The following is a 25,584-nucleotide window of genomic DNA, read 5'->3' as shown; positions in this document are numbered from 1 at the left end:
GGGCCAAGTATCAGCAGGCCGTGTGAACACTCTATGGCTGAAATATGACAATTGGATGAAAGGCCAGCATTCGAGTTTTTACCGGATAATTCATGCGCCCCAAATCGCTAGCAGGCTAGCCCCACATTGCAATGCAATTCAATGTGGGCGCTAGCCTGCTTGCGATAGGGCCGGTACAGCTACAGACAGTTTCGGGGATCAGCGACCCTTCTTCCAAAGATACGCACCCACCAGAATCCCGACCCCGCAAATGATCGCCACGTAGTAGGCAGGTCCCATCGGGCTTTCCTTGAGCAGCAGCGTCACCACCATCGGCGTCAAACCACCGAAAATCGCATAGGCCAGGTTGTAGGAGAACGACAACCCGCTGAAGCGCACCACCGCTGGAAAGGCTTTGACCATCACGTAGGGCACTGCACCGATGGTCCCGACCAGGAAACCGGTCAAGGCGTACATCGGGAACAGCCAGTCCGGGTGGTTGAACAGGCTGTGATAGAACGTCCACGAGCTGATCAACAGCGCGGCGCTGCCAAACACAAACACTCGGCCAGCGCCGAAACGGTCAGCCAGGGCACCGGAAGCCACGCAACCTACACTCAGGAACACGATCGCCAGGCTGTTGGCCTGCAACGCGGTAGTTGGCGAGAAGTGGTAAACGGTCTGCAGCACGGTCGGCGTCATCAGAATGACCACGATGATGCCGGCGGACAGCAGCCAGGTCAGCAACATGGAAATCAGGATCGCACCGCGATGGTCACGCAGCACCGCGCGCAGCGGCACTTCTTCGGCCAGGGCCTTGCGCAGTTGCAGTTCGGCAAACACTGGGGTCTCGTGCAACCAGCGGCGCAGGTAGACCGAGAACAGACCGAACACGCCACCCAGCAGGAACGGGATCCGCCAGGCGTAATCGGACACTTCCAGCGGGGTGTAAATGCTGTTGATCGCCGTGGCGACCAATGAACCCAGGAGGATGCCAGCCGTCAGACCGCTCGTCAGGGTGCCGCAGGCATAACCGATATGTCGCTGCGGCACGTGTTCGGAAACGAATACCCACGCGCCCGGCACTTCACCGCCAATCGCCGCGCCTTGAATCACCCGCATCAACAGCAACAGGATCGGCGCCCACATGCCGATCTGCGCATAAGTCGGCAGCAGACCCATGATCAGGGTCGGCACCGCCATCATGAAAATGCTCAGGGTGAACATCTTTTTGCGGCCAAGCAGGTCGCCGAAATGGGCCATCACAATGCCGCCCAACGGACGAGCGAGGTAGCCGGCGGCGAAAATGCCGAACGTCTGCATCAGGCGCAGCCACTCGGGCATGTCCGCCGGGAAGAACAGTTTGCCCACCACCGTGGCGAAGAACACGAAGATGATGAAGTCGTAAAACTCCAGTGCACCGCCCAAGGCAGACAGCGATAACGTCTTGTAGTCGCTACGGGTTAACGGGCGTGCGGGCTGGGTCGGCTGCGCGATGCTAGAGGGCGCTGTGGTCATGGCAAGGGCTTCTCTTATAGTCGGATCTGCAACCCCAACAACGCTGGCGAGGGCTTGGGCAGGTCCGGCACGATAGCAAATTGTTCGAAAAAGCACATAGAGGTGCGTATTTGACGGTCAAAATGAGAACCGGACGGTCGTCTCGGAGTCTACCGATCGATATACTCGCTGCGTTGCAGCATTTGTAAGGGGTTGCTGTGCGAAAACGCGCTGGATGACTGGCAAGGTCATTGCGTGGCTCAGTCGGTTTCGCAGAGTTTCCCTTTAGGCGCCTTTCGAAAAACGTGACGAACGTAGTATGTTCGGGGCTGAATCGTTTTTTCTTGAGACGGCTATTCACCTGAAGTACCAATGAAGAGTCACGGGTCAGAGGCACCCCCGGCATGATAGAGCTCGAACAAGAAGATCCAATTCCGCAAGGCGACCTTGCCCTGCAAATCACCGCGCTTCCGCGTGAAACCAACGGCTTTGGCGATATTTTCGGCGGCTGGCTGGTGGCACAGATGGATTTGGCCGGCACCGCAATGGCCAGCAAAGTTGCGGGTGGGCGCGTAGCAACCGTGGCGATTGATCGCATGGCGTTCCTGGTCCCGGTGGCGGTGGGCGCTCAGCTTTCCTTCTATACCCAGGCGCTGGAAATCGGCCGCAGCTCGATTCAGATGATGGTCGAAGTCTGGAGCGACGATCCGCTGTCCAGCGAGTGGCGTAAAGTGACTGAAGCCGTGTTTGTGTTTGTCGCGATTGATGGCAGCGGCCGTACTCGTTCGGTTCCTCCACGCGCGCGTTAAACACGGCGACCTTTCTGCGGTCCATTGCAGTCATTGTTCCTGATCGAGAGTTGCCCCATGAGCACGCCCAACGTTGAAGCCGTGAAACTGGATGAACTGAACTGCTGGCGCATCCGCCACGGTCAGGCCGAATTGCTGGTTGCGCAGCAAGGCGCGCACATCCTCAGTTATCAATTGGCCGGCCAACCGCCGCTGATCTGGCTTAACGATGAGGCCGTGTTCAAGACTGGCAAGAGCATCCGCGCCGGCGTGCCGGTGTGCTGGCCGTGGTTCGGCAATTTCAAGCGCAACCCGCAAAGCGTCCAGGCGATGCGCGTCAGCAACGAACCGCCGACTGCCCACGGTTTTGTCCGGGCGATGGATTGGGAATTGGGCGGCATAGAAACCGAGGGTGAGAGCCTGAAGGTGGAATTCGTCCTGCCCTACCCCGAAGGCGGCTTTCCAGGCTGGCCACATCAGGTGGATCTGAAGTTGAGCATCCGTCTGGATGAGCAACTGCACATCAGCTTGACCAGCCACAATCAGGGCACCGATACCGTCACCATCAGCCAGGCGTTGCACAGTTACTTCGCTGTCAGTGATGTGCGCACGGTGCATGTCGAAGGGCTGGATGGCTTGAGCTATATCGAAACGCTGGACGACTGGAAAACCGTGACCCAGACCGGCGATCTGCGCTTTACCGGCGAAACCGACCGTATCTACCTCGATACCCCGGCGAAGCTGAGCATTGTCGACCCGGCCTGGAAACGGCGCATTGAGCTGACCAGCAGTGGTTCGCGCTCGGCGGTGATCTGGAACCCGTGGATCGAACGCGCGGTGGCGTTCAGCGACATGGCCGACGATGGCTGGCAGAAGATGCTGTGCATCGAGACGGCGAATGTGATGGATGATGTGGTGACGCTGAAACCCGGCGCCACCCACACTCTCGAAGTCAGCATCGCCAGCAACCTTTTATAATCAACACCACAAAACCAATGTGGGAGCGAGCCTGCTCGCGATGACGTCATAACATCCAACATCAATATTGGCTGTTACACCGCTATCGCGAGCAGGCTCGCACACAGTGGATCTTTGCCAGTCTGGTTGGCGCTGTTACAAATCCGACTCCTGCACCACCCGCACCTTCGCCGCATCCAGCGCATACGCCGCGTCAGCCAAATCATTGTTGACCTTCTCGACCTTCAGCGTGCCGGTCACCCACAGCGGTGTGTAGATATCGTCCAGCTTCAAACCCTTCGGATAACGCACCAACACCAATTGGTTAGGTGGCGGTGGCGGCACGTGGATGCAGGCGCCCGGGTACGGGACAAGGAAGAACAGCGTGCTGCGGCCCTTGGCGTCGGACTCCAGCGGTACCGGATAACCGCCGATGCGGATGTTCTTGTCGTTCATCGACGGCACGGTTTTGGTCGAATACATCACCGCCGGCAAGCCCTTGCTCTGCTTCATGCCACCTTTTTCAGTAAAGGTGCCATCGCCTTCGGGGGAGTTGTGGTCGATTTCGGGCATGGCCTCGAGGGCTTTCTGGTCCGACTTGGGCATCAGTTCGAGCCAGTCGGTTTCCGGCAGTTCGCCGGCATGGGCAAGGCCCGTACCCAGTAAAAGAATAGTCAGCAGAAAACGGCGCATGAAGGTGCTCGGCATAAGGAGAGGTCTGTGCAACGCCGAGCATTCTAGCCCTCCCCGCGTGCGGCGCGGAGAGGACTTCGTCGCTTGAATCAGTTCTTTCTGATCAAACCGTAGATCACCAGCAGCACCACCGCACCGACCAGCGCACCGATGAAGCCTGCACCTTCGCCTGCGTGATAGATGCCCAGAGCCTGGCCGCCATAAGTGGCCGCCAGCGAACCGCCGATACCGAGCAGGATGGTCATGATCCAGCCCATGCTGTCATCACCCGGTTTCAGGAACCGAGCCAGCAGGCCGACGATCAAGCCGATAAAGATGGTTCCGATAATTCCCATGGCACTTCCCTCTGATTGAATGGCAATGCAGAAGCCTAGTCAGACTTTCGCATCCTGCCATGAGAGAACGGCGGACCTAGAATGGTTCCGCCGCTGCCACATGAAACTGTTTATTCGGCGATGAGCGCTTCGACCTTGAGGATCTGCGCGGCCAGTGTTTCGCGGTTTGCACAACGCAGGTTGGCATGACCGACCTTGCGGCCAGCCTTGAACGCTTTGCCATAGTGATGCAGATGGCAATCGGCGATGGCCAGGACCTTTTCAGTCTCCGGGACTTTGCCGATGAAGTTGAGCATCGCGCTCTCGCCGACCTTCGCCGTCGAACCCAGCGGCAGGCCAGCAACAGCCCGCAGGTGGTTTTCGAACTGGCTGCACTCGGCGCCTTCAGTGGTCCAGTGACCCGAGTTATGCACGCGCGGGGCGATTTCGTTGGCCTTGAGGCCACCGTCGACTTCAAAGAACTCGAACGCCATAACGCCGACGTAATTCAGCTGCTTGAGCACGCGGCTGGAATAGTCTTCCGCCAAGGCTTGCAGCGGATGGTCGGTGCTGGCCACGGACAGTTTGAGGATGCCGCTGTCGTGGGTGTTGTGAACCAGCGGATAGAACCTGGTTTCCCCATCGCGAGCACGCACAGCGATCAGCGAGACCTCGCCGGTGAACGGCACGAAGCCTTCCAGCAGGCAGGCCACGCTGCCCAGTTCGGCGAAGGTGCCGACCACGTCTTCCGGTTTGCGCAGGACTTTCTGGCCCTTGCCGTCGTAACCCAGGGTGCGGGTTTTCAGCACGGCCGGCAGACCGATCGACGCCACGGCAGCGTCCAGATCGGCTTGCGATTGAATGTCGGCGAACGCAGGGGTGGGAATCCCCAGGTCCTTGAACATGCTCTTCTCGAACCAGCGATCGCGGGCGATGCGCAGGGCTTCGGCGCTCGGGTAGACCGGGACGAATTGCGACAGGAAAGCCACGGTTTCAGCCGGGACACTTTCGAACTCGAAGGTCACCAGATCGACTTCATCAGCCAGCTGACGCAGGTGGTCCTGATCGCCATAATCGGCCCGCAGGTGTTCGCCCAACGCGGCTGCGCAAGCATCCGGTGCCGGGTCCAGGAAAGCGAAGTTCATGCCCAGCGGGGTGCCCGCCAACGCCAACATGCGGCCCAACTGGCCGCCACCGATTACACCGATCTTCATCGTCAACAACCTCAGGCGATGCGTGGGTCTGGATTTTCCAGGACGCTGTCTGTCTGCTCAGCGCGGAATTTTTTCAGCACCGCGTGGAACTGCGGGTGCTTGGCGCCGAGGATACTCGCCGACAGCAGGGCTGCGTTGATCGCGCCGGCCTTTCCGATGGCCAGGGTGGCAACCGGAATGCCCGCTGGCATCTGCACGATCGAAAGCAGCGAATCGACGCCCGAGAGCATCGACGACTGCACCGGCACGCCCAGCACCGGCAGGTGGGTCTTGGCCGCACACATGCCAGGCAAGTGGGCCGCGCCGCCGGCACCGGCGATGATCACCTCGATGCCACGCGCCTCCGCCTCTTCGGCGTACTGGAACAGCAGGTCCGGGGTGCGGTGGGCAGAGACCACTTTCACCTCGTAAGGGATGCCGAGCTTTTCCAGCATATCGGCGGTGTGGCTAAGGGTGGACCAATCGGACTTGGAGCCCATGATCACGCCAACCAGTGCACTCATCGTCGTGCCTCTTCTCTCTGGGCGCCCGCAGGCGCGTCAAAAAACAACAAGCCACGCAAAATGCGTGGCTTGATTGTACGAATTATGGCCAGTCAAGCCGGCCGAAGGCCGCGCAGTATACCTCAATGAAGCAGATAAACAGCCCCTGAAACGACCATCTGTCATACGGCGCAAAGTGCCGGTTTTATTGACTTGAAGGTCAGCGAAAGAACACCACAAATCCCCTGTGGGAGCGAGCCTGCTCGCTCCCACTTTTGATCTTCAATGGTTTCAGGAACCCGTCGTGCCTTGGGCGGCGCCGCCTTCCAGTTTGCGCCACAGCAAACGAACGTTCGCCTTGCGCACCAGCGCGCAGCGATACAGTCGGATCTCCAGCGGCACATGCCATTGCGGGCCGCCGCAGACCACCAGTTCACCGCGCGCCAGTTCGGCACGCACGCTCAATTGCGGCACCCAGGCAATCCCCAACCCCTCGAGCGCCATGCTTTTCAGGCTGTCGGCCATGGCGGTCTCATAGATGGTGGTGAAGCGCAGCGCACGCTGGCGCAGCAGCATATTGACCGAACGCCCGAGAAACGCACCGGCGCTGTAAGCGAGCAGCGGCACACTGGCCTCGCCTTCCAGATCGAACAAGGGTTTGCCCTCGGCATCCGCCGCGCACACCGGCAACATCTCGGTGTGGCCAAGGTGCAGCGACGGGAAGATTTCCGGGTCCATCTGCAAGGCCGCGTCCGGGTCATAGAACGCCAGCATCAAGTCGCAACCGCCCTCGCGCAGCGCATGCACCGCGTCGCCGACGTTGGTCGCCACCAACCGCGTGGCAATGTTCAGGCCTTCATTGCGCAACTGCGCGATCCAGCGCGGAAAGAAACCCAAGGCCAAAGAGTGAGCGGCAGCCACTTGCATCACTTCGCCCTGCCCGCCTTCCAGGTGATGAAGGTGGCGCAGCACTTCGCCGAGCTGTTCAACCACAGTCCGCGCAGTCACCAGGAACAACTGCCCCGCCGCCGTCAGTTCGACCGGCGTGCGCGAGCGGTTGACCAACGTCAGCCCCAGCGCGGCTTCCAGGCTGCGGATTCGGCGACTGAACGCGGGCTGAGTCACGAAGCGGCGTTCCGCAGCCTGGGAGAAGCTGCGGGTGGCGGCCAAGGCGCTGAAGTCCTCGAGCCATTTACTTTCCAGATTCATCACGTCCTCCCGGACACGCACCAATTTAGGTCACACGCTCGCCGCACACACGGCGTCACACCGGCATTATGCCGAATGTGCATAGGCCAGTGTTTAACAGCATTGGCCGAAAATTCTCTACAAGCCTAGCATTTGCAGCGTTCCGGCACAGACCGGGTCCTTATCGAGATGATTTCTATCATGTCCTCCGCTGCATCTTTCCGCACAGAAAAAGACCTGCTTGGCGTACTCGAAGTACCTGCTCAAGCGTATTACGGCATCCAGACCCTGCGAGCGGTGAACAACTTCCGTCTCTCCGGCGTTCCGATTTCGCATTACCCGAAGCTGGTTGTCGGCCTGGCGATGGTCAAACAGGCCGCCGCTGACGCCAACCGCGAGCTGGGTCACCTGAGCGAAGCCAAGCACGCGGCCATCAGCGAAGCCTGTGCCCGTCTGATCCGCGGCGATTTCCACGAAGAGTTCGTGGTGGACATGATTCAAGGCGGCGCTGGCACTTCGACCAACATGAATGCCAACGAAGTCATCGCCAACATCGCGCTGGAGGCCATGGGTCACCAGAAGGGCGAGTACCAATACCTGCACCCGAACAACGACGTGAACATGGCGCAGTCGACCAACGACGCCTACCCGACCGCGATCCGCCTGGGTCTGCTGCTGGGTCACGACGCGCTGCTGGCCAGCCTCGACAGCCTGATCCAGGCGTTCGCTGCCAAGGGTGTTGAGTTCAGCCACGTCTTGAAGATGGGCCGTACCCAGCTGCAAGACGCCGTGCCGATGACCCTGGGTCAAGAATTCCGCGCCTTCGCCACCACGTTGAGCGAAGACCTGGCACGCCTGAAAACACTGGCCCCTGAACTGCTGACCGAAGTGAACCTGGGCGGCACCGCGATCGGTACCGGCATCAACGCCGACCCGCGTTACCAGCACCTGGCCGTTCAGCGCCTGGCCCTGATCAGCGGTCAACCGCTGGTTCCGGCGGCCGACCTGATCGAAGCCACTTCCGACATGGGCGCCTTCGTGCTGTTCTCCGGCATGCTCAAGCGCACCGCGGTCAAGCTGTCGAAGATCTGCAACGACCTGCGCCTGCTGTCCAGCGGCCCGCGCACCGGCATCAACGAAATCAACCTGCCGGCGCGTCAGCCAGGCAGCTCGATCATGCCCGGCAAGGTCAACCCGGTAATCCCGGAAGCGGTTAACCAGGTAGCGTTCCAGATCATCGGCAACGACCTGGCCCTGACCATCGCTGCCGAAGGCGGCCAGTTGCAACTGAACGTGATGGAGCCGCTGATCGCCTTCAAGATCTTCGACTCGATCCGCCTGCTGCAACGCGCCATGGACATGCTGCGCGAGCACTGCATCGTCGGCATCACCGCCAACGAAGAGCGTTGCCGTGAGCTGGTCGAGCACTCGATCGGCCTGGTCACCGCGCTGAACCCGTACATCGGCTATGAAAACGCCACCCGCATCGCCCGTATCGCCCTCGAAAGCGGCCGCGGCGTGCTGGAACTGGTGCGCGAAGAAGGCTTGCTCGACGACGAAATGCTCGCCGACATCCTGCGCCCGGAAAACATGATTGCTCCGCGTCTGGTGCCTTTGAAGGCTTGACCGAACGCAGACTCTTGCTCTTTTAACGAAGAGCACCAGGAGCCACACGCTCACCAGGTCGAGGGACTAGACACCTCTCACCTTTTGAGGGCTTGGGGATTTATTCCCCAAGCCCTTTTTTTTAACTTTTGTAAGGAAAACCGTCTTCTGTAGGAGTGATCCTGCTCGCGATGAACGATAACGCGGTGTAACTGAAATACCGCGGTGCCTGCATCGCGAGCAGGCTCACGCCTACAAAGGCCTGGCTCAAAAAGTCAGGTGTTTCAAAGGCTTCGTTTCGTCGCTTGCACCACAACCGTGCAGACGGACGGCACTCTCCTAGGTATAGTGCCGCCCCTCTTCGCGTGAGCGGTCGTCGGTAACGAGGCCCAAACCCATGCGAAACCCGAACTAATAACAAACCTGCGATATGGGCCCGGGACGAACACTCGCCTCACTGTTGTGCCACGTGCACACCGGTGTAACGCGATGTTTCTGCCTGCCCAACATTTGCCTACACAAAAAACAGCGAGGAATAATCCATGCTCGAAGTCATTAACGACTTCCTCTCAGGGAAAGTACTGATCGTGCTCATTGTCGGGCTCGGTAGCTACTTCACGATCCGCTCGCGTTTCGTTCAATTGCGCCATTTCTTCCACATGTTCGCGGTGTTCCGCGACAGCCTGAAAAGCAGCGCCGGCCAACTCAGTTCGTTCCAGGCCTTGATGCTCAGCCTCGCCGGCCGTGTCGGCGCGGGTAACATCGCCGGTGTCGGCATCGCCGTTACCCTGGGTGGCCCGGGGGCGGTGTTCTGGATGTGGGTGACCGCACTGGTCGGCATGTCCAGCAGCTTCTTCGAATGTTCCCTCGGCCAGCTCTACAAGCGCTGCGATGCCGACGGCACCTACCGTGGCGGCCCGTCCTATTACATCCAGCACGGTCTGCAGAAACGCTGGCTGGGCATGATCATGGCGTTCCTGTTGCTGGTGACCTTCGGGTTTGCCTTCAACGGCCTGCAATCCCACGCCGTGACTCACTCGCTGAACAACGCGTTCGGCCTCGACACCACCTACACAGGCCTGGCCCTGGCGGTGCTGCTCGGCCTGGTATTCATCGGCGGGATCAAGCGCATCGCCAAGGTCGCTGACCTGCTGGTGCCGGTGAAAACCCTGGTGTACATCGGCGTGACCATCTACGTGATCGTGCTGCAGTTCGATCAGGTTCCGGGCATGCTGATGACCATCGTCAAAAGTGCTTTCGGTCTGGACCAGGCGTTCGGCGGCCTGATCGGCAGCGCAATCGTCATGGGCGTGAAACGTGGCGTGTTCGCCAACGAAGCGGGCCTGGGCAGTGCGCCGAACGTGGCGGCCGTGGCTTCCGTCGAGCACCCGGTGGCACAAGGCGTGGTTCAGGCGTTCAGCGTGTTCCTCGATACTTTCGTGATCTGCACCTGCACCGCATTGCTGATCCTGCTCTCGGGTTTCTACACCCCAGGCTTCGAAGGCGACGGCATTGCTTTAACTCAGAACTCGCTGGCCGCCGTGGTCGGTGACTGGGGCCGCAGCTTCATTTCCGTGGCGTTGTCGTTGTTCGTGTTCACCTCGATCCTCTACAACTACTACCTGGGCGAGAGCAACCTGCGCTTCCTGATCGGTGAAAACCGCAAGGCGCTGATTGGCTACCGCACGCTGGTGCTGGTGTTGATTTTCTGGGGCGCCATCGAAAACCTCGGCACGGTGTTCGCCTTCGCCGACATCACCATGACCATGCTCGCGTTCGTGAACCTGATCGCGCTGTTCCTGCTGTTCAAGGTCGGCATGCGCATCCTGCGTGACTACGATGACCAGCGTGCCGCCGGGATCAAGACGCCGGTGTTCGATTCGAGCAAATTCCCGGATCTGGACCTGGACTTGAACGCCTGGCCAGCCAATCCGCCGGCCGCGGCTCCAAAGGCTGAAGCCGAACTGCAAGGCGTACCCGCAGCGCAACGCTGATGGGTAAACGACGGGCGCATCCTCTGCGCCCGTCAGTTAAAGTGCACAACTTGTGGGAGCGGGCAGGCTCGCTCCCACATGTCATCTCTTGCGGAGACTTTCCCATGGTTCCCAACTCCTACCCAGCCGCCCAGCACGTCATGGTGCTCTACACCGGTGGCACCATCGGCATGCAAGCCAGCGCCAATGGCCTGGCCCCGGCGTCCGGTTTCGAAGCGCGGATGCGTGAATATCTGCACAGCCAGCCCGACGTGGTCGTGCCGCAGTGGCGCTTTCGCGAAATGTCGCCGCTGATCGACAGCGCCAACATGAGCCCGACGTACTGGCAGCAACTGCGTGAAGCGGTGGTCGACGCCGTTGATGTCCAAGGCTGCGACAGCGTGCTGATCCTGCACGGCACCGACACCCTCGCCTACAGCGCCGCCGCGATGAGTTTTCAATTGCTCGGCCTGAATGCCCCCGTGGTGTTCACCGGCTCGATGCTGCCGGCCGGCGTGACCGACAGCGATGCCTGGGAAAACCTCAGCGGTGCGCTGGTTGCCCTGGGCCATGGCCTGGCGCCGGGCGTTCATCTGTATTTCCACGGCGAACTGCTGGACCCGACTCATTGCGCGAAGGTTCGTAGTTTCGGTCGCCATCCGTTCAAGCGCCTGGAGCGTCAGGGCGGTGGTGTGAAAGCCACTTCGCTGCCGGCTCAATTGAATTACAACCAGAGCAAGCAACTGGCGAAAGTCGCGGTGCTGCCGTTGTTCCCAGGCATCGGCGCCGAGCAGCTTGATGGCGTGCTGAACAGCGGTATTCAAGCCCTGGTGCTGGAGTGTTACGGCAGCGGCACCGGGCCGAGCGACAACCCTGAATTTCTCGCCGCTCTGGAGCGGGCGCGGGACAAAGGTGTAGTTGTTGTCGCCGTCACCCAATGCCATGAAGGTGGCGTTGAGCTGGATGTCTACGAGGCCGGTAGCCGGTTGCGAGGCGTGGGTGTGCTTTCGGGCGGCGGCATGACCCGTGAGGCGGCGTTGGGCAAGTTGCATGGGTTGCTGGGTGCCGGGCTGGACACCTCTGAAGTCCGGCGTCTGGTCGAGCTCGACCTTTGCGGTGAACTGGTCTGATACACCGCAGGACCTGTAGGAGCGAGGCTAGCCCGCGAAGACGTCCTTGAAGGCGCCAAAAGCTTCGCGGGCAAGCCTCGCTCCTACAAGTATTCATTCGCGGCATACAACTTGCTCGATTCCAGCATCCAATCGCTGGAACTTCCCATGCTCCACTCCCACCTCACCACCCTCAACGCCGTCTCCCTGGTGCTCAACACCTTCAAGGCCGAAGGCTTGTCCAGCGAAGCACTGCTGGCGGGAAGTGGCATCAGCGCGGCGGATCTGAGCCGGGCGGACACGCGCATCACCACCAACCAGGAGATGCAGGTGTGTGCCAACGCCGTCGCGCTCAAGCGTGATATCGGCCTGGAACTGGGCCGGCGGATGCACGTTTCGTCCTACGGCATACTCGGTTATGCGCTACTCACCTCTGCCACCTTCGGTGACGCTTTGCGCCTGGCGATGCGTTATCCGGCGCTGTTGGGAACACTTTTCGAGTTGAGCCTGGAAGTCGACGGCGAGCGGGTGTGGTTCGTGGCTGCCGATTATCGAGAGAACCCGGCGCTGGCCGTGTTCAACGCCGAGTTCTGCCTGGTGTCGTTGAAAGTCATTTGCGATGACCTGCTCGGGCACCCGCTGCCATTGCTCGCCGCTCGCCTGGAACATACGGCGCCGGATTATCGGGCGAGCTACGCCGAACACTTCGACTGCCCGCTGCACTTCGACGCGCGAGATAACGCCTTCGCATTCGACAAGCGCTGGCTCGACCAGCCCTTGCCGCTGGCCGATGTCATCACCCATCAGGCCATGGTCGACCGCTGCCGCAAGCAGAACACCGAATTCACCGGGCGTCAGGCGTGGTTGGGGCGGATTCGGCAGTTGCTTCGTGCGCAACTGAATGCAGCCCCGGGGCTGGAAGGTTTGGCGTTGCAGATGAATTGCTCGGCGCGCACCTTGCGTCGCCATCTCAAGGACTTGGGGTGCAGCTATCAGGAATTGCTCGATGAACTGCGCTTCGAGCAGGCCAAGCAGATGCTCTGTGAGGATCAGCTGCCGATCTACCGGATCGCCGAGGCGCTGGGCTTCAGCGAAACCGCGAGTTTCCGCCATGCGTTCGTGCGCTGGAGTGGTGTGGCACCGAGTCAGTTCCGGCCTTGACCCCCAACTCTCTGTAGGAGCGAGGCTTGCCCGCGAAAGCGTCTTCAAGCACGCCAAACGCTTCGCGGGCAAGCCTCGCGCCTACAGGTGGTTGCCCAACACCGGGGCACTTGCGCGCCAATAAAGGGCGAATTCCGGTCAGATCTTTTGGCCATATCGATCCCCTTTTGGCCTTTCCTGCCGTTCTCCGAATCGCGCTGCGCCGCAAGACTGTGTTCAACCGAATCAGCCTGCGGAGAACAAGAAATGCTGACGATCTACTCGGACGATCACCACCTGCACCACGGCCGTTGTGAATTGATGGACGGGCAACTGATGCCCTGCTTCGAAATGCCCTCGCGTGCCGACCATGTGCTGCAACGCGTGCAAACGCAGAACCTCGGCCCTGTCGAAGCGCCGAAGGATTTCGGCCTCGACCCGATCGCGCGCATCCACAGCCGCGACTACCTCGACTTCTTCAAAGGTGCCTGGGCACGCTGGACCGAATTCAAAACCGACGGCGATTTGCTGCCCTACACCTGGCCAGCCCGCACCTTGCGCCGAATCATCCCCACCAGCCTGCACGGCCAGCTCGGCTATTACAGCTTCGACGGCGGCGCGCCGATCACCGCCGGCACTTGGCAAGCGGCATACAGCGCAGCGCAAGTGGCCCTCACCGCGCAAGCCGCCATCCAGCGCGGCGCTCGCAGTGCCTTTGCCCTGTGCCGTCCACCGGGACACCACGCCGCCAGCGACTTGATGGGCGGTTATTGCTACCTCAACAACGCCGCCATCGCCGCTCAAGCGTTCCTCGATCAAGGCCACAAAAAGATCGCGATCCTCGACGTCGACTACCACCACGGCAATGGCACCCAATCGATTTTCTACGAACGCAGCGATGTGCTGTTCACTTCGATTCACGGCCACCCGGAAGCCGAATTCCCGTTCTTCCTCGGCTATGAAGACGAGCTCGGCGAAGGGGCCGGTGAAGGCTTCAACTTCAACTACCCTTTGCCGGCTGGCAGCGGCTGGGACCGTTGGAGTGCAGCGCTGGAGCAAGCCTGCAACGAGATCGAAACATACGGCGCCGACATCGTCGTCGTGTCCTTGGGCGTCGATACGTTCAAGGACGATCCCATCTCCCAGTTCAAGCTCGACAGCCCCGATTACCTGGCCATGGGCGCGCGCATCGCGAAGCTCGGCAAGCCGACGCTGTTCGTGATGGAAGGCGGCTACGCGGTAGAAGAAATCGGCATCAATGCCGTGAACGTTCTCGAAGGTTTTGAAAGCGCCCAATGAGGAATTAGAACAATGAACAGACTCACGCGTTTTATCGCACCGGTACTGTGCGCCACAGTACTCGGTGGCGCCGCCCACGCTGAAGAGCGAACGTTGCGCGTCTACAACTGGTTCGACTACATCACTCCCAAGGCGCTGGAAGACTTCAAGGCGCAGAACACCCAGACCAAACTGGTCTACGACATCTTCGACACCAACGAAGCACTTGAGGCCAAGCTGCTGACTGGTAACTCCGGCTACGACGTGGTGGTGCCCTCCAACGTGTTCCTCGCCAAGCAGATCGAAGCCGGCGTGTTCCAGCCCCTGGACCGTAGCAAGTTGCCGAACTGGAACCACCTCGATCCGAAGCTGATGAAGCTGCTCGAAGGCAACGACCCGGGCAACAAATTCGCCGTGCCGTACATGTACGGGACCATCCTGATCGGCTTCAACCCGGACAAAGTCAAAGCCGCGCTGGGCGACAAGGCGCCGGTGGACAGCTGGGACCTGATCTTCAAGGAAGAGAACATCAGCAAGCTCAAGCAGTGCGGCGTCGCCCTGCTCGACTCGCCGTCGGAAATCCTGCCCCTGGCCCTGCAACACCTCGGCCTGGACCCTAACAGCAAGAAGCCGGCGGACTACGAAAAGGCTGAAGCGCTGTTGATGAAAATCCGTCCGTACATCACCTACTTCCACTCCTCCAAATACATGGCGGACATTGCCAACGGCGACATCTGCGTCGCGGTCGGTTATTCCGGCAGCTTCTCCCAGGCTGCCAACCGCGCCAAGGAAGCCAAGAATGGTGTGGTCGTCGACATGCGCCTGCCCAAGGAAGGCGCGCCGATCTGGTTCGACATGCTCGCAATCCCCAAAGGCGCGAAGAACCCGGAAGACGCCTACACCTTCATCAACTATCTGCTGCAACCCCAGGTGATTGCACCCGTCAGCGATTTCGTCGGCTACCCGAACCCGAACAAGGACGCCACGGAACTGGTCGACCCGGCGATCCGCAACAACCCGAACCTGTACCCGACCGAAACGGCGATGGGTACGCTGTACACCCTGCAACCGTTGCCGCGCGATGCCGAACGCGCGCGGACCCGGGCCTGGACCAAGATCAAGTCCGGGACCTGATACCCGACTGCAAACCGAAGACTCGCGGCGACGCGGGTCTTTTTTTGCCTGCGATATTTATGTACCACCCGACACAGGGGGCCGCCCGATACCTTCTCCCGATTCCGCGCTGCGCAATCAGCAGCGGCGCGCTCTCAGTCAGGAGACGACCATGTCCGAAACCGTTGCCCCGAGTGCAGAAGAGCTACTGACCCAACTGGTCACCGGCCCCTCGATCAGAGAAGTCGCAGCGGCCGCGCTGAGTCCTGCGCTCAACGCGCTGTATCCGCTGTTGAGGATTGACCCGACACTCGCCACGGTCGTCACCCCGACCTGGGTCGATACCGGCACCGAGGTAGTGCCCGGCCCCAACGTGTTTGAATCGCTCACCGATGTGTTGGTACGACTCGGTTTGTCAGGACCGACGGTGACGCTCATCGATGGAGAACACTTCCTGACCCTGCAACCGGGCGCGGAACCGCAGGCTCAACTGCCGGTGAAAATCGATGCCATCGGCTGCCTGCTCAATGCGCTCGCACCGCAGTTGTTTATCGCCTATCAGCAACAGCAGCTTGATTACTGGAACCAGGAGACAAGCCCTTCGACGCCGCGCTGGCATTCGCTCGCGAAATCGCTGCAGGACATCTGGAGCCCCGATCCCGCCTTGGACTGGGATGCGGATGAAAAAGCCATGGCCCAGGCCATCTTCGATCACCCGGATCGCGCAACTCGGACACAGGACAAGTACCTGACCAAGGCCTGCCTGATCGACACCGATCGGCTTGAGAACGCCGTCAGCGAACACCTGCGCGTTCTGGATATCGCCGTGTTCGTGGGCACATCGGGCACGCGCACCTTGGTGCTGACGCACTCGATAGCCGAAGGGTTCAAGCGTTACGACTCGGTTGCCGCGCTGGGTGAAGCCGTGTTCAAACACCCTGGAACGTCAAGCGTCGAGCAGACCCTGCAATGGCGTCTGTATGAGCCCGAGGGCAACTTCTTTCACCACCAGGCCTGCGCGCTGATTGCGCTCGAGGTCGAAGCCATCGGTGCATTCGGTGCGGTCCAGCGCGCGTCTGCCACACCTCTTTCGCCACAAATCAGTGCGGCGGCAAAAAGCTTCACTGAATTTGAAGCCCTGCCGTCGTCACGCTTCAACAGGGTTCAGGGGTTGCTGACCGACTGGCTGAAAAACGCTTCGTCGGCGGACCTCTCCCGCTATAGCCGACACTTGATGGACCTGGCACAGCTGCGGGAACAGGACGCTGGAAAAACCTTCGACGAGGACATCGCGTCACTGCCGGCGTTTGCGCTGCAGACCCTGCGAGAGCAGATGATCAAGGATCATCCCGCGGCAGCCGACCTGGACCTGCAAGACATTGAAATCAGCATCACCAGCGTCGTGGTGCTCGGCGCTGTCGTGATACCCGGCAAGACGCAGACCACCACGCTGTCGCTGATCGAGCTGGCGCTGCAAAACCTGATTGCCGTTCCGCTGGGAAACAAGACGGTGAACTGCAAAAACGGCGACGCAGTGCCCATCTGGATGACCCCTGCCTATCTTGAAAAGCTCGTCACACAGGTCAATATCGGTGAGGTTTACCCGGCGCTGATCAAGCGCAAGTTGCTTGACGACCCGGCAGAAACGTTGCGACGACAGACGCTCTACACCCGCCATCTGCGTATCCAGCTGCCCTTGCAGGCGCTGCAACAGAAGATGCGCGGCGAGGCGGGTATTGATGAACGTGGTTACCAGTACGTTAATGCCGTCATGCTGGAAAACGCTGCCGACCGCAGGGTAAACGGGCAGGAGATTGTCATTCGACCGCTGGCCTTTATGACCGGTGATCGCGCCGGCAGCCAAGGCGATGAAGTCGCCAACATGTTCGTCATCGGCCCCAGGCTCACCGATCAAGGACCGTGCCTGCTCTACCGACCATTGCTCACCCCCTCGTTGATGCAATACCCGAGCGAGGCCAATCTGCTGTATGCCATCAAACACGAAAAATCACTTCGCCAATCGATCCTGGCCTGGCTGTCCGACGATGTTCGGTTCAACTATTCCCAGTATGTGTTCTCGGGTGATTTGCCTTCGGTCTGGACGTTGACCCAATTGCTGGTCGATCCCACGTCAGCCCTGGGCAAGATGGGCACGGTGACGCTCAGTGCAGCAGCCCTTGATGACACGCCGCTGGCCGCCCTGTTCAAGGCCAACGCCAACGCCATGATTACCTTGGCGGACCAACAATCGGTGTCCAATGCGCAAGCCCGCTGGGCAACACTCAAGCAAGGCACATGGATGCTGTTCAATGTCGCGCTGCCCTTTCTTGGTCGCACCGCCGGGGTGGCTGCGTGGATCTGGCAGATCATGGACGACTTGCAGGACATTACCGAGGCCGCTGAGAACGATGACAGCTCACTCGCCTGGTCCGCCCTGACCGATCTGCTGTTGACCCTTGGCATGGTGCTGGCTCATCGCGCCGCCACTCGCAACAAACCCGTCTCGCGGTTGCCCGAGAAGGTCGAGCCGCCACGCGTCATACCCGAAAGCAAGCCTGCGCACACCATCACGGTGAGTCATCTGCCCGACCTCAATCAGCCTCCACCCTCCCATGAGGTAGCGATGCACGCCATCGCCACGCTGCCGCCTTCATCCCTGGGCGTCTTGCTTGATGAACTGGCCGTCGCCGAACCCAAAGGGATGGCCGCCGCCTCCAGCGAGCCCGGCCTTCACCAACACCTCGGTTCGCTCAAGGGAAAATGGTATGCGAAGGTTGGCCAGCGATGGTTCGAGGTCACCCTCAACGACAATGACGATGTGCAGATCATTGATTCACGCCGGTCTCCCGCACGCACGGGGCCGTTGCTGATCAAGAACGCCAGGGGTGAATGGTTTATCGATACGCGGCTGAGGCTCAAGGCCGGAGGCAAGGAGAAACAACGGCTGGAGCAACAAAACCGGCAACGCCAGGCTGAACTGAAACAGCAAATGATCGCGTTCGAAAGCCAGACCCAAAGCCGCGAAACAGAGCTCAAGGAAGCTCAAAAAAACGCCCAGGCGACGACCGCCACCGACACCCATCGCCGCGTGTACCTTGAAATGCTCGACGCGCAGATGTCACTCCTCAGCACCAACATGGAACAGATGAAAGCCTTCAATGCTCGCGAGGCGATTCCCAATTACCGAAAAGCAATGATCAGTCGCCTGGATTTCCAGCTGTCGCTGCTGCAAAGATGGTTCGTTCAACAGCAGTCGGTTTTCGGCAATCAAATGCGCTTTTCCCTCGATCTTCTCGACAACCCGTCAACGGAAAATACACAGACCACCCGGCAAACCCATCAACTCACCGGCGAGTTGACCGCCAACTACATCAATAAAATCGAGTCGGCACAGGCGTGCTTCGAGCAACTGAACCTGCTCGGCAAAGAAGCCATCGAAGTTATCCGCGACGTTAAAGCCAACATGCCGTCGTTCGATTTAAAGGACCTCAAACTGTTTCAGATCACACTCGGCCAAGAGTTGTGCCTCGACAACAGCGTTGAGCCCGCACCTGAAGCGCGCCAGGCACTGGAGAGCGTTGTCGAAAATGCAGGCCTTGCGATTCAGGCCTCACTGGACCTGATCGCTGACGAAGAAGTGCTGCACTTGCCGGATCGGATCGACGGGCTCAGCGATCTGGTGGAGCAACTGACGATCACCGACCAGCGCATCGTCGATCTGCCCACGGAGTTTCCCGGTCAATTCCTGCAACCAGCCCTCGACGTGATGCGCCAACGTCTCGACGGTTTTCAACAGCGCACCGTGAAACACCTGGCGAGCTTGCTGCGGGAGCGCAAGGCACTCGAGCCGCTACCCGGCCCTTCCCGTCCACCGACCGCGCCCGCCAAGCGAATCATCAAGACCCGCTACAAAGGTACTGTGGTGGGCCAGCCTCGTGCCGACTCCATGACACACGGTTCAGAACTGATCGACGTGACCTCGGCGTTGACCGGTAAAGTCATCTCGACTTTTCATGAGAAAACCCCGGGGGTCTGGGTTGAAAGAGTGGCCCCGCCACCGGTTTCCGCCGTCGTTCTCCAACCCGACTTGAGTGCAAGCACCGCTCAAGGGCAGGCGTTGCTGGAGGGATTGGAAGCGTTCATTCGTCGAACGCAAGCCCATTCAAAAGGGATGCGTCGAATCCCCGTGGAAATCGAGGAGATGTTTCATCAGCAGGCTCACCGGCTGCAGGACGCCGCCAGCGCAATCGACGCAGCGTTGGTCGCGACCAATGCCACCGAGGGCGGTCCGGGATCCGTCGTCGTTTTGGTCAAGCAGCTAAACGACGCGGCGACCAAGCTGTATAACCAGGGACGCGTCACGCGAATCAGCATGACCAAACTACAGCCGCCGACAGCGGAGCGCGTCCGCTGGCTGCAAAGCGAAGGTCAGGTCGACATCGTCAAGAATCCAGGCCGACGCTTGCTCAAAAGCCGTAAACGAGACTATCTCGAGGAATATGAGGTCCGCGATCACAGCAGCCAAAGTGTTCTGTGGTATGCCCACTTTCACTATGCGGAGCCCGCTTCACCTGCACAAGCCTTCACCGCGGCACACCTGAAAACCGTGCAACAACGACTGCTGGGTGGCGCATCCGAGTCCCGCCACGCCAACGACGACCTCCAGGCGATCTCGATCTACCGCAGCGAGATCAGCCCGCAACTGGCGACGTCCCTGTTCTTCGCAAAAGTACCGGCCTCGGCCTCAGGGTCATAAACCGTGCTGAACCCGAGACCTGCATTCGCGGGTCTTTTTTTACCCGCGATATCTATCTACCACCTCCAGTGGCCGACGCCTGATTACCGTCGATGCACCAAGAGGCTTTCCCGGCCTCGTCATTGCAGCCACCTAAGGACGCCAGACCTTTTCCAGTCGCCCGAGCGCGGCGCTGATGGCCGCCTCGGGCACCGCCGCGAAACCCAGGACCAGCCCCGCGCGCTGGTCCATAGGTGTTGTCGAATCCGGCAACCAATAACCGCTCAGGGCATTGATCTCGACGTCGACACTCGCCGCCTGTTCTACCAGCTCGCGCTCGCGGGCCTGTGAGTCGACCGCCACGGTCAGATGCAGCCCTGCCGCGACACTCGGCAGGCTGCCGACGCCGGGAATATTCCGCGGCCAACCGGCCAGCAAGGTATTGCGCCGGCTCAGGGCCGCGCGACGCATGCGGCGGATATGCCGCTGGAAATGCCCGGTAGCCATGAACTCGGCCATGACCGCTTGGGTACTGACCTCGGAGTGCCGGACGTCCACCGCTCGACGTTGCGAGAACGCCTGCACCAGCGTTGGTGGCAACACCAGGTAACCCAGGCGCAGCGCCGGGAAGGCAACTTTGCCAAACGTCCCGACGTACAAAACCCGGCCCTGCCGGTCGAGTGCGGCCAACGGGGCCAGTGGCGCGCCGCTGTAGCGGTATTCGCCATCGTAGTCGTCCTCGACGATCCAGCCTTGGGTACGTTCGGCCCAGGCCAGTAACTCAAGACGTCGCGCCAGGCTCATCACCACCCCGGTCGGGTATTGATGCGACGGCGTGACATACGCCAGTCGACAATCGCTGAGGCCATTCAATTCCTGGCAGTCGATGCCCTCACTGTCCACCGCCACGCCATGCAATCGCGCACCGGCCACGGCGAAGGCATGACCTGCCGCCCGATACCCCGGATTCTCGATCGCCACCCCATCGCCCGGTTCCACCAGCAGCTGTGCACAAAGGCTAATCCCCTGCTGCGCGCCGCTGGTGATCACTATTTGCTCAGCCGAACACTGCATCCCTCGTGAACTGCGCAAATACGCGGCGATCATGCCGCGCAAACGCTCGTCCCCCGCCGGATCGCCATAACACAGTTGCTGTAAATCCGGTTTACGCCAGAAAGCGGCATTCAGCTTGGCCCAGACCTCGAAAGGAAATAGATCGAACGCCGGAACACCCACCCGAAAAGCCCGCGGCGGACCGCTCGGCGGCAGGGCCAAATGGTTCTTTTCTACGCGCCCCAACGCGCCACTGTGGATAACTTTACTGGATGAAATCACAGGTAAATCCAGCCAATTTGTGGATAAGGCTGTGGGTAACCCTGTTGACAACCCTGTGGATACTTTTGTGGATAATTTTTTCCCGGGTGCCGCGGCTTGAGGCAATTGCGCGACGTAAGTCCCGTCACCCACCCGCCCTTCGATAAACCCCTCGGCATAGAGCTGATCGTAGGCCCGCACCACACTGTTGCGGGAAATTGCCAACGCCGCCGCCAGATCCCGGGTGGCCGGCAATCGCGTGCCACTGGCCAGTCGTCCGTCGAGTACCCGCAGGCGCAAGGCCTGATAGAGCTGGCGACTCAGACCTTGGCGACGGTCAAGTTCGATACCCGCGGGGTTGAAGGACAATGAAAGCGACGTCTCGCTCATGACAATGGACCTATGAAACTGGTCATTAATGGCTCTTACAACAGACCAATAGCCTGCCTAGGATGGATGCATTCGCCAAGGAATATTTCCATGTACAACCCCAGCGGCTTTGCCATCAAAGATTTGCATGAACTGCAGCAGCAGATAATCGACACGCGTCTCGCCCTGATGGTCACCCACGGCGAGCAAGGTTTGCAAGCCAGTCATCTGCCGCTGTTATTCAATCCTGAGCAGGGCCCGAATGGCACCCTCTACGGCCACTTCGCCCGGGGCAATCCTCAGTGGAAGGAACTGCAGAACGGCGCCGAAGCCCTGGTGATTTTTGCCGGTGCCGACGCTTATGTCAGCCCGGGGTTTTACCCGAGCAAAGCCGAGCACGGCAAAGTCGTGCCGACCTGGAACTACGTCGCCGTGCACGCTTACGGAACCGCGGACGTGTTCACCGAGGCCGATCGCCTGCTCAACCTGGTGAGTGCGCTGACCGATCGTCACGAAGCAAGTCGCCAGCAGTCGTGGAAAGTCACCGACGCGCCCGCCGACTACATCGACGGCATGCTCAATGCCATCGTCGGGTTTGCCCTGCCGATCCAGCGCCTGGAAGGCAAGCGCAAGCTCAGTCAGAACCGCAGCGCTGCAGACATCGCCGGTGTGCGCGAGGGGCTCGCCGCCAGCCCTGATGTGCATGACCAGGCCCTCGCCCACTTGATGCGTTAAGGAATGAACATGAGTCAGATTGAAATTCGCCCGGTCAGCGCAGACGATCACGCCGCCTGGCTGCCGCTGTGGCAAGCCTACCTGCGCTTCTACAACACCGAATTGCCCGAGGCGGTCACGGACAGCACCTGGCAGCGCATGCTCGACCCGAATGAACCGACTCACTCGGCGTTGGCCTGGGTCGATGGCAAAGCGGTTGGCATGGTGAACTTCATCTACCATCGCTCGAACTGGAGTATCGAAAACTCCTGCTACCTTCAAGACTTGTTGGTAACGCCGCAAACCCGGGGCACCGGCATCGGCCGCAAGCTCATCGAATTTGTGTACGCCACCGCCAAAGCGGATGGTTGCTGCAAGGTCCACTGGCTGACCCACGAAACCAACGCCACCGCGATCCAGCTCTACGAGCGCATCGCAGAACGCCCCGGTTTCATCCAGTTTCGCAAAGCCCTTTAAGGTTCAAGGAGAACACTATGTCGACTTCACTCGCAGACTGGAAAGGCGCCCCGGCGCCGTCGGTTCAAACCATCGAAGGGCGTTTCATCCGCCTGGAAAAACTCGACCCGTCGCGTCACGCCGAGGGTTTATGGAAAGCCCTGCAAGGCCCGGGATCAGACCCGAAACTCTGGGACTATCTGCCTTACGGTCCTTTCCCGGAGCGCAGCGCTTTCAATGATTGGCTGAACAACCATGCGGCCAACAGCGACCCGTATTTCTTCAGCGTGATCGACCGTGCCAGCGGTGATGTACAGGGCCTCCTGAGTCTGATGTCGATCGTCCCGGCCCAAGGTCGCATCGAAATCGGCCACGTCACCTTCGGCGCGCCGATGCAGCGTTCGCCGAAAAGCACCGAGGCCGTTTACTTACTGGCCAAGGAATCCTTTGCACTGGGCTACCGGCGCCTGGAGTGGAAATGCAATAACGGCAACGCCCGCTCCAAGTACGCGGCCGAGCGGCTTGGGTTCAGTTTTGAAGGCGTGTTCCGTCAGCACATGGTGGTCAAGGGACAGAACCGGGATACGGCGTGGTATTCGATTCTGGATTCAGAATGGCCGGCGATTGGCGCGGGGTTTGAGCAGTGGCTATCCGATGAAAACCAGACGGAGTCCGGGCAGGTGAAAACACTGGTCGAGTGCCGCGGGTAGCTTTCAGAGTCTGGACGTACGGCTTCGCGGGCGAGCCGGATCGCCCGCGAAGTTTTGGATGTTCATTAACGCCTCGCTAAATCCCGCCTCCAGCCCAGCGAACCTGAAGTATCACAACCGTCCTCAATCAACATTGGCGAAATGCAGGCGCATTTATGAATAAATGCCCATACCCGCAACTTCAGTCCGTTGCTACACCCATTAAGCAAAAGCGGAGCTTGAGTTTTCTTAGTTCAAGTCTCGCCGAATCCGCACTACACCCATCTTCAGTCCAAACGGCTTGAACACGGCATTCAGCGATTTCAACGTTTGATTCCCTTCCCCATGCTCGATATGTACCAGCGTGCGCACCGAAATTTTGCACATTTTTGCGAATTGGGTCTGGTGCAGCCCTGTGGCCTCTACTCGTAATCGACGAACTGCCTCGCCTATCTCAAGAGTGCCTTGAGCCAGCCCTTCCTGGATACTTTCAATGAGTACAGTACGCTCGGCCACGGTCATGCTCATTTCAGGTCCCACTCTTTCAAACGCTGCTCCAGATTTTTCAAGGCAATTCGCGGGTGATTCATTGTTGCGTCGGGCAAGCCACTGGCGGTCAAAATGTCGGGGAGTGCTGCCAGATGTTTGGCATCCTCGCGCAATCGTTCGAAAGAATTCGACGCGTCACTCACCGCAGCTAATGGATCATTAGGATCGGCAATGTCAGCCAATGCTCGACATACGCCACGCCAATCAACGTCACCCGCTCTCTCCAGCTCTTTTGGCCATTTGGTAGTGCGTGTCACACCTTCGTCGTCCATCACCATAGGCGCCAGATCATAGATCGGTGCTAAACGAAACGAAGCTGTGTCCCGAAGGATTGCGGTGTTGCGGCCATGGTTATCTGAGTTGCCGAGGATTTTATTGATCAGATCCCGACGCAGGTAGTCAGCAACAAGATTCGGGATTTGGTCCGTCTGCCCCGCTTCACGCCAGAGTCTCGCAAGTAGCCGGATAACCTCCATGTGGTCCATTGCGCTACCGGGCGTGGTTATTTGCGCCAAAGAATAGATCGACTCCACGGCAAAACGCTCGACCCCCTGAGGGGTTACTTGTCGGTCAAAACGCTGCATCCACAAACTAGGTTTGGTCGCCTCTTCCAACGCCAAGCCCTGTTCTGCCACCGTCTCGATGTCTAGTTTCTGTAGTGCTTTGTAGTAGTGGTATTCGCTTCTGAGGATATCTTGATCGTTCCTGTTTCCTTTGTTGCGAGAGAACTTCACGAACCAGTGCTGGGTAACGTCTGCGTCGTCCAATACTGCGTCCGGGTATAAATGTCCATCCTTACCCTGAACTAACAAAAGTTTGGGCGCCTCGCCACCCGCCCCCGTTGCTCCACCAATAGCGGCGCCTTGCTCATAGGCATATTCGAGAAACCGGTTATCACGACTAATGACCTCTTGGCGTTTAAACCCTATAGCCTCACGCTGATCTACCGCCTCGACGGATTCCTTTATGCGCATATTGCCAATCGGTGCCGGAGTGCTTCTGGCCACTAAATAAAGATCAGTACTTATATCAGCAGGCTTGTCGCGACCTATGCGCGCCAGAAGAAATCTCTTGGCTGCACCGGAAGGTGCAATATCGTGCAGAAATGCTGGTGCACTGGATCGCTTGCCCTCCCATTCAAGGGGAAACCTGGCACTCACCGCCTTGGCAAATGGAGCTCCGATGTCCTCAATATTTTCGATGAGATAAGGTGTTGCGTAGCCGAAGTTACATCGACTTTCGAATCCTTTTTCAGGGCTGTCGAAGCTCAAGACCATGGCGTCGTGCCATTTCCCTGTAATGAAAATCTGTAAAGTCAGGTCGTACATGCCATCAGCACCTGCATAAATGCATTTCTTGAGGATTTCTTAAGCCTTGAGTGCACTATAGTGCGTTTGTGAAGCCCCAAGTTTACGCTTAAACGCATTA

Annotated in this window: 21 protein-coding genes; 12 read left to right on the top strand and 9 right to left on the bottom strand. The window is 59.5% G+C overall.

The genetic code is table 11. The annotated features are described in order from the left end of the window. Window positions 1-198: 198 nt before the first annotated feature. Window positions 199-1,497 (bottom strand): MFS transporter, encoded by a 1,299-nt coding sequence (locus BLU63_RS10770; protein ID WP_010465323.1) that lies wholly within the window; start codon window positions 1,495-1,497, stop codon window positions 199-201. 383 nt (window positions 1,498-1,880) lie between these two features. Here BLU63_RS10770 and BLU63_RS10765 point away from each other — a divergent pair, with 383 nt between their 5' ends. Beyond that, window positions 1,881-2,285: an acyl-CoA thioesterase gene (locus BLU63_RS10765; protein ID WP_007896491.1), complete on the top strand. Its 405-nt coding sequence runs from the start codon at window positions 1,881-1,883 to the stop codon at window positions 2,283-2,285. Between the two features lie 57 nt (window positions 2,286-2,342). After that, window positions 2,343-3,242: a D-hexose-6-phosphate mutarotase gene (locus BLU63_RS10760; protein ID WP_083375442.1), complete on the top strand. Its 900-nt coding sequence runs from the start codon at window positions 2,343-2,345 to the stop codon at window positions 3,240-3,242. Between the two features lie 135 nt (window positions 3,243-3,377). Here the strand turns inward: BLU63_RS10760 and BLU63_RS10755 are convergent, their stop codons facing one another. The 5 genes from BLU63_RS10755 to BLU63_RS10735 form a co-directional block, all read right to left on the bottom strand. Continuing rightward, window positions 3,378-3,914 (bottom strand): DUF3299 domain-containing protein, encoded by a 537-nt coding sequence (locus tag BLU63_RS10755; protein WP_083377256.1) that lies wholly within the window; start codon window positions 3,912-3,914, stop codon window positions 3,378-3,380. 89 nt (window positions 3,915-4,003) lie between these two features. Continuing rightward, complete coding sequence (locus BLU63_RS10750) at window positions 4,004-4,249, bottom strand: GlsB/YeaQ/YmgE family stress response membrane protein (RefSeq protein WP_010465333.1); 246 nt, start codon at window positions 4,247-4,249, stop codon at window positions 4,004-4,006. A 110-nt stretch (window positions 4,250-4,359) separates the two neighbouring features. Then, a complete protein-coding gene (locus tag BLU63_RS10745; protein WP_077748549.1) occupies window positions 4,360-5,442 on the bottom strand; it encodes a 5-(carboxyamino)imidazole ribonucleotide synthase in 1,083 nt (360 codons plus the stop codon). 11 nt (window positions 5,443-5,453) lie between these two features. Next, a complete protein-coding gene (gene purE, locus BLU63_RS10740; protein WP_008150032.1) occupies window positions 5,454-5,945 on the bottom strand; it encodes a 5-(carboxyamino)imidazole ribonucleotide mutase in 492 nt (163 codons plus the stop codon). A 270-nt stretch (window positions 5,946-6,215) separates the two neighbouring features. Then, entirely contained in the window at window positions 6,216-7,133 is a 918-nt protein-coding gene (locus tag BLU63_RS10735; RefSeq protein ID WP_077748548.1) for a LysR substrate-binding domain-containing protein, read from the bottom strand. A 180-nt stretch (window positions 7,134-7,313) separates the two neighbouring features. Between BLU63_RS10735 and aspA the strand changes: the two genes are divergently transcribed. The 7 genes from aspA to BLU63_RS10700 all read left to right on the top strand — a co-directional run bounded on the left by aspA (window position 7,314) and on the right by BLU63_RS10700 (window position 20,086). Then, window positions 7,314-8,738, top strand: coding sequence for an aspartate ammonia-lyase (aspA, locus tag BLU63_RS10730; protein ID WP_010465341.1), 1,425 nt, complete (start codon window positions 7,314-7,316; stop codon window positions 8,736-8,738). A 521-nt stretch (window positions 8,739-9,259) separates the two neighbouring features. Beyond that, window positions 9,260-10,711 (top strand): alanine/glycine:cation symporter family protein, encoded by a 1,452-nt coding sequence (locus BLU63_RS10725; RefSeq protein WP_083375441.1) that lies wholly within the window; start codon window positions 9,260-9,262, stop codon window positions 10,709-10,711. A gap of 104 nt (window positions 10,712-10,815) precedes the next feature. Beyond that, the gene (locus tag BLU63_RS10720; RefSeq protein WP_083375440.1) at window positions 10,816-11,820 is read left to right on the top strand and encodes an asparaginase; all 1,005 of its coding nucleotides are present in this window, start codon (window positions 10,816-10,818) and stop codon (window positions 11,818-11,820) included. A gap of 147 nt (window positions 11,821-11,967) precedes the next feature. Next, window positions 11,968-12,960: an AraC family transcriptional regulator gene (locus tag BLU63_RS10715; protein ID WP_083375439.1), complete on the top strand. Its 993-nt coding sequence runs from the start codon at window positions 11,968-11,970 to the stop codon at window positions 12,958-12,960. A 246-nt stretch (window positions 12,961-13,206) separates the two neighbouring features. Beyond that, on the top strand, window positions 13,207-14,238 hold the full coding sequence (locus tag BLU63_RS10710; protein ID WP_083375438.1) for a histone deacetylase family protein: 1,032 nt from the start codon (window positions 13,207-13,209) through the stop codon (window positions 14,236-14,238). A 12-nt stretch (window positions 14,239-14,250) separates the two neighbouring features. Further along, complete coding sequence (locus BLU63_RS10705; RefSeq protein ID WP_010465352.1) at window positions 14,251-15,351, top strand: polyamine ABC transporter substrate-binding protein; 1,101 nt, start codon at window positions 14,251-14,253, stop codon at window positions 15,349-15,351. 151 nt (window positions 15,352-15,502) lie between these two features. Next, complete coding sequence (locus tag BLU63_RS10700) at window positions 15,503-20,086, top strand: dermonecrotic toxin domain-containing protein (RefSeq protein ID WP_083375437.1); 4,584 nt, start codon at window positions 15,503-15,505, stop codon at window positions 20,084-20,086. Window positions 20,087-20,218: 132 nt separating this feature from the next. Here the strand turns inward: BLU63_RS10700 and pdxR are convergent, their stop codons facing one another. Beyond that, complete coding sequence (gene pdxR / locus BLU63_RS10695) at window positions 20,219-21,769, bottom strand: MocR-like pyridoxine biosynthesis transcription factor PdxR (RefSeq protein WP_083375436.1); 1,551 nt, start codon at window positions 21,767-21,769, stop codon at window positions 20,219-20,221. Window positions 21,770-21,859: 90 nt separating this feature from the next. Between pdxR and BLU63_RS10690 the strand changes: the two genes are divergently transcribed. The 3 genes from BLU63_RS10690 to BLU63_RS10680 are packed head-to-tail and all read left to right on the top strand — an operon-like array spanning window position 21,860 to window position 23,628. Beyond that, entirely contained in the window at window positions 21,860-22,483 is a 624-nt protein-coding gene (locus BLU63_RS10690) for an FMN-binding negative transcriptional regulator (RefSeq protein ID WP_083375435.1), read from the top strand. A gap of 9 nt (window positions 22,484-22,492) precedes the next feature. Next, window positions 22,493-22,939, top strand: a complete 447-nt coding sequence (locus BLU63_RS10685) for a GNAT family N-acetyltransferase (protein WP_083375434.1) — start codon at window positions 22,493-22,495, stop codon at window positions 22,937-22,939. 17 nt (window positions 22,940-22,956) lie between these two features. Further along, on the top strand, window positions 22,957-23,628 hold the full coding sequence (locus tag BLU63_RS10680; RefSeq protein WP_083375433.1) for a GNAT family N-acetyltransferase: 672 nt from the start codon (window positions 22,957-22,959) through the stop codon (window positions 23,626-23,628). 228 nt (window positions 23,629-23,856) lie between these two features. Here BLU63_RS10680 and BLU63_RS10675 read toward each other — a convergent pair whose 3' ends face one another. Both BLU63_RS10675 and BLU63_RS10670 read right to left on the bottom strand, forming a co-directional pair. Continuing rightward, window positions 23,857-24,135 carry a helix-turn-helix domain-containing protein gene (locus BLU63_RS10675; protein WP_083375432.1) on the bottom strand — a complete coding sequence of 93 codons (279 nt, stop codon included), beginning with the start codon at window positions 24,133-24,135 and terminating at the stop codon, window positions 23,857-23,859. Next, window positions 24,132-25,484 carry a HipA domain-containing protein gene (locus tag BLU63_RS10670; RefSeq protein WP_083375431.1) on the bottom strand — a complete coding sequence of 451 codons (1,353 nt, stop codon included), beginning with the start codon at window positions 25,482-25,484 and terminating at the stop codon, window positions 24,132-24,134. The genes BLU63_RS10675 and BLU63_RS10670 overlap by 4 nt, the downstream gene beginning before the upstream one ends. Window positions 25,485-25,584 lie beyond the last annotated feature (100 nt).

It is taken from the genome of Pseudomonas mandelii, assembly GCF_900106065.1.
In the GTDB taxonomy this organism is placed as follows: domain Bacteria; phylum Pseudomonadota; class Gammaproteobacteria; order Pseudomonadales; family Pseudomonadaceae; genus Aquipseudomonas; species Aquipseudomonas mandelii.
This window is presented reverse-complemented; position numbering and strand designations above follow the sequence as displayed.

What these genes read in the sequence shown, in the direction of transcription:
- purE (WP_008150032.1), bottom strand. Translation starts at nt 5,945, where the DNA reads ATGAGTGCACTGGTTGGCGTGATCATGGGCTCCAAGTCCGATTGGTCC.
- BLU63_RS10745 (WP_077748549.1), bottom strand. Translation starts at nt 5,442, where the DNA reads ATGAAGATCGGTGTAATCGGTGGCGGCCAGTTGGGCCGCATGTTGGCG.
- BLU63_RS10675 (WP_083375432.1), bottom strand. Translation starts at nt 24,135, where the DNA reads ATGAGCATGACCGTGGCCGAGCGTACTGTACTCATTGAAAGTATCCAG.
- BLU63_RS10700 (WP_083375437.1), top strand. Translation starts at nt 15,503, where the DNA reads ATGTCCGAAACCGTTGCCCCGAGTGCAGAAGAGCTACTGACCCAACTG.
- BLU63_RS10735 (WP_077748548.1), bottom strand. Translation starts at nt 7,133, where the DNA reads ATGAATCTGGAAAGTAAATGGCTCGAGGACTTCAGCGCCTTGGCCGCC.
- BLU63_RS10750 (WP_010465333.1), bottom strand. Translation starts at nt 4,249, where the DNA reads ATGGGAATTATCGGAACCATCTTTATCGGCTTGATCGTCGGCCTGCTG.
- BLU63_RS10710 (WP_083375438.1), top strand. Translation starts at nt 13,207, where the DNA reads ATGCTGACGATCTACTCGGACGATCACCACCTGCACCACGGCCGTTGT.
- BLU63_RS10720 (WP_083375440.1), top strand. Translation starts at nt 10,816, where the DNA reads ATGGTTCCCAACTCCTACCCAGCCGCCCAGCACGTCATGGTGCTCTAC.
- BLU63_RS10680 (WP_083375433.1), top strand. Translation starts at nt 22,957, where the DNA reads ATGTCGACTTCACTCGCAGACTGGAAAGGCGCCCCGGCGCCGTCGGTT.
- pdxR (WP_083375436.1), bottom strand. Translation starts at nt 21,769, where the DNA reads ATGAGCGAGACGTCGCTTTCATTGTCCTTCAACCCCGCGGGTATCGAA.
- BLU63_RS10715 (WP_083375439.1), top strand. Translation starts at nt 11,968, where the DNA reads ATGCTCCACTCCCACCTCACCACCCTCAACGCCGTCTCCCTGGTGCTC.
- BLU63_RS10685 (WP_083375434.1), top strand. Translation starts at nt 22,493, where the DNA reads ATGAGTCAGATTGAAATTCGCCCGGTCAGCGCAGACGATCACGCCGCC.
- BLU63_RS10770 (WP_010465323.1), bottom strand. Translation starts at nt 1,497, where the DNA reads ATGACCACAGCGCCCTCTAGCATCGCGCAGCCGACCCAGCCCGCACGC.
- aspA (WP_010465341.1), top strand. Translation starts at nt 7,314, where the DNA reads ATGTCCTCCGCTGCATCTTTCCGCACAGAAAAAGACCTGCTTGGCGTA.
- BLU63_RS10760 (WP_083375442.1), top strand. Translation starts at nt 2,343, where the DNA reads ATGAGCACGCCCAACGTTGAAGCCGTGAAACTGGATGAACTGAACTGC.
- BLU63_RS10765 (WP_007896491.1), top strand. Translation starts at nt 1,881, where the DNA reads ATGATAGAGCTCGAACAAGAAGATCCAATTCCGCAAGGCGACCTTGCC.
- BLU63_RS10670 (WP_083375431.1), bottom strand. Translation starts at nt 25,484, where the DNA reads ATGTACGACCTGACTTTACAGATTTTCATTACAGGGAAATGGCACGAC.
- BLU63_RS10690 (WP_083375435.1), top strand. Translation starts at nt 21,860, where the DNA reads ATGTACAACCCCAGCGGCTTTGCCATCAAAGATTTGCATGAACTGCAG.
- BLU63_RS10755 (WP_083377256.1), bottom strand. Translation starts at nt 3,914, where the DNA reads ATGCGCCGTTTTCTGCTGACTATTCTTTTACTGGGTACGGGCCTTGCC.
- BLU63_RS10725 (WP_083375441.1), top strand. Translation starts at nt 9,260, where the DNA reads ATGCTCGAAGTCATTAACGACTTCCTCTCAGGGAAAGTACTGATCGTG.
- BLU63_RS10705 (WP_010465352.1), top strand. Translation starts at nt 14,251, where the DNA reads ATGAACAGACTCACGCGTTTTATCGCACCGGTACTGTGCGCCACAGTA.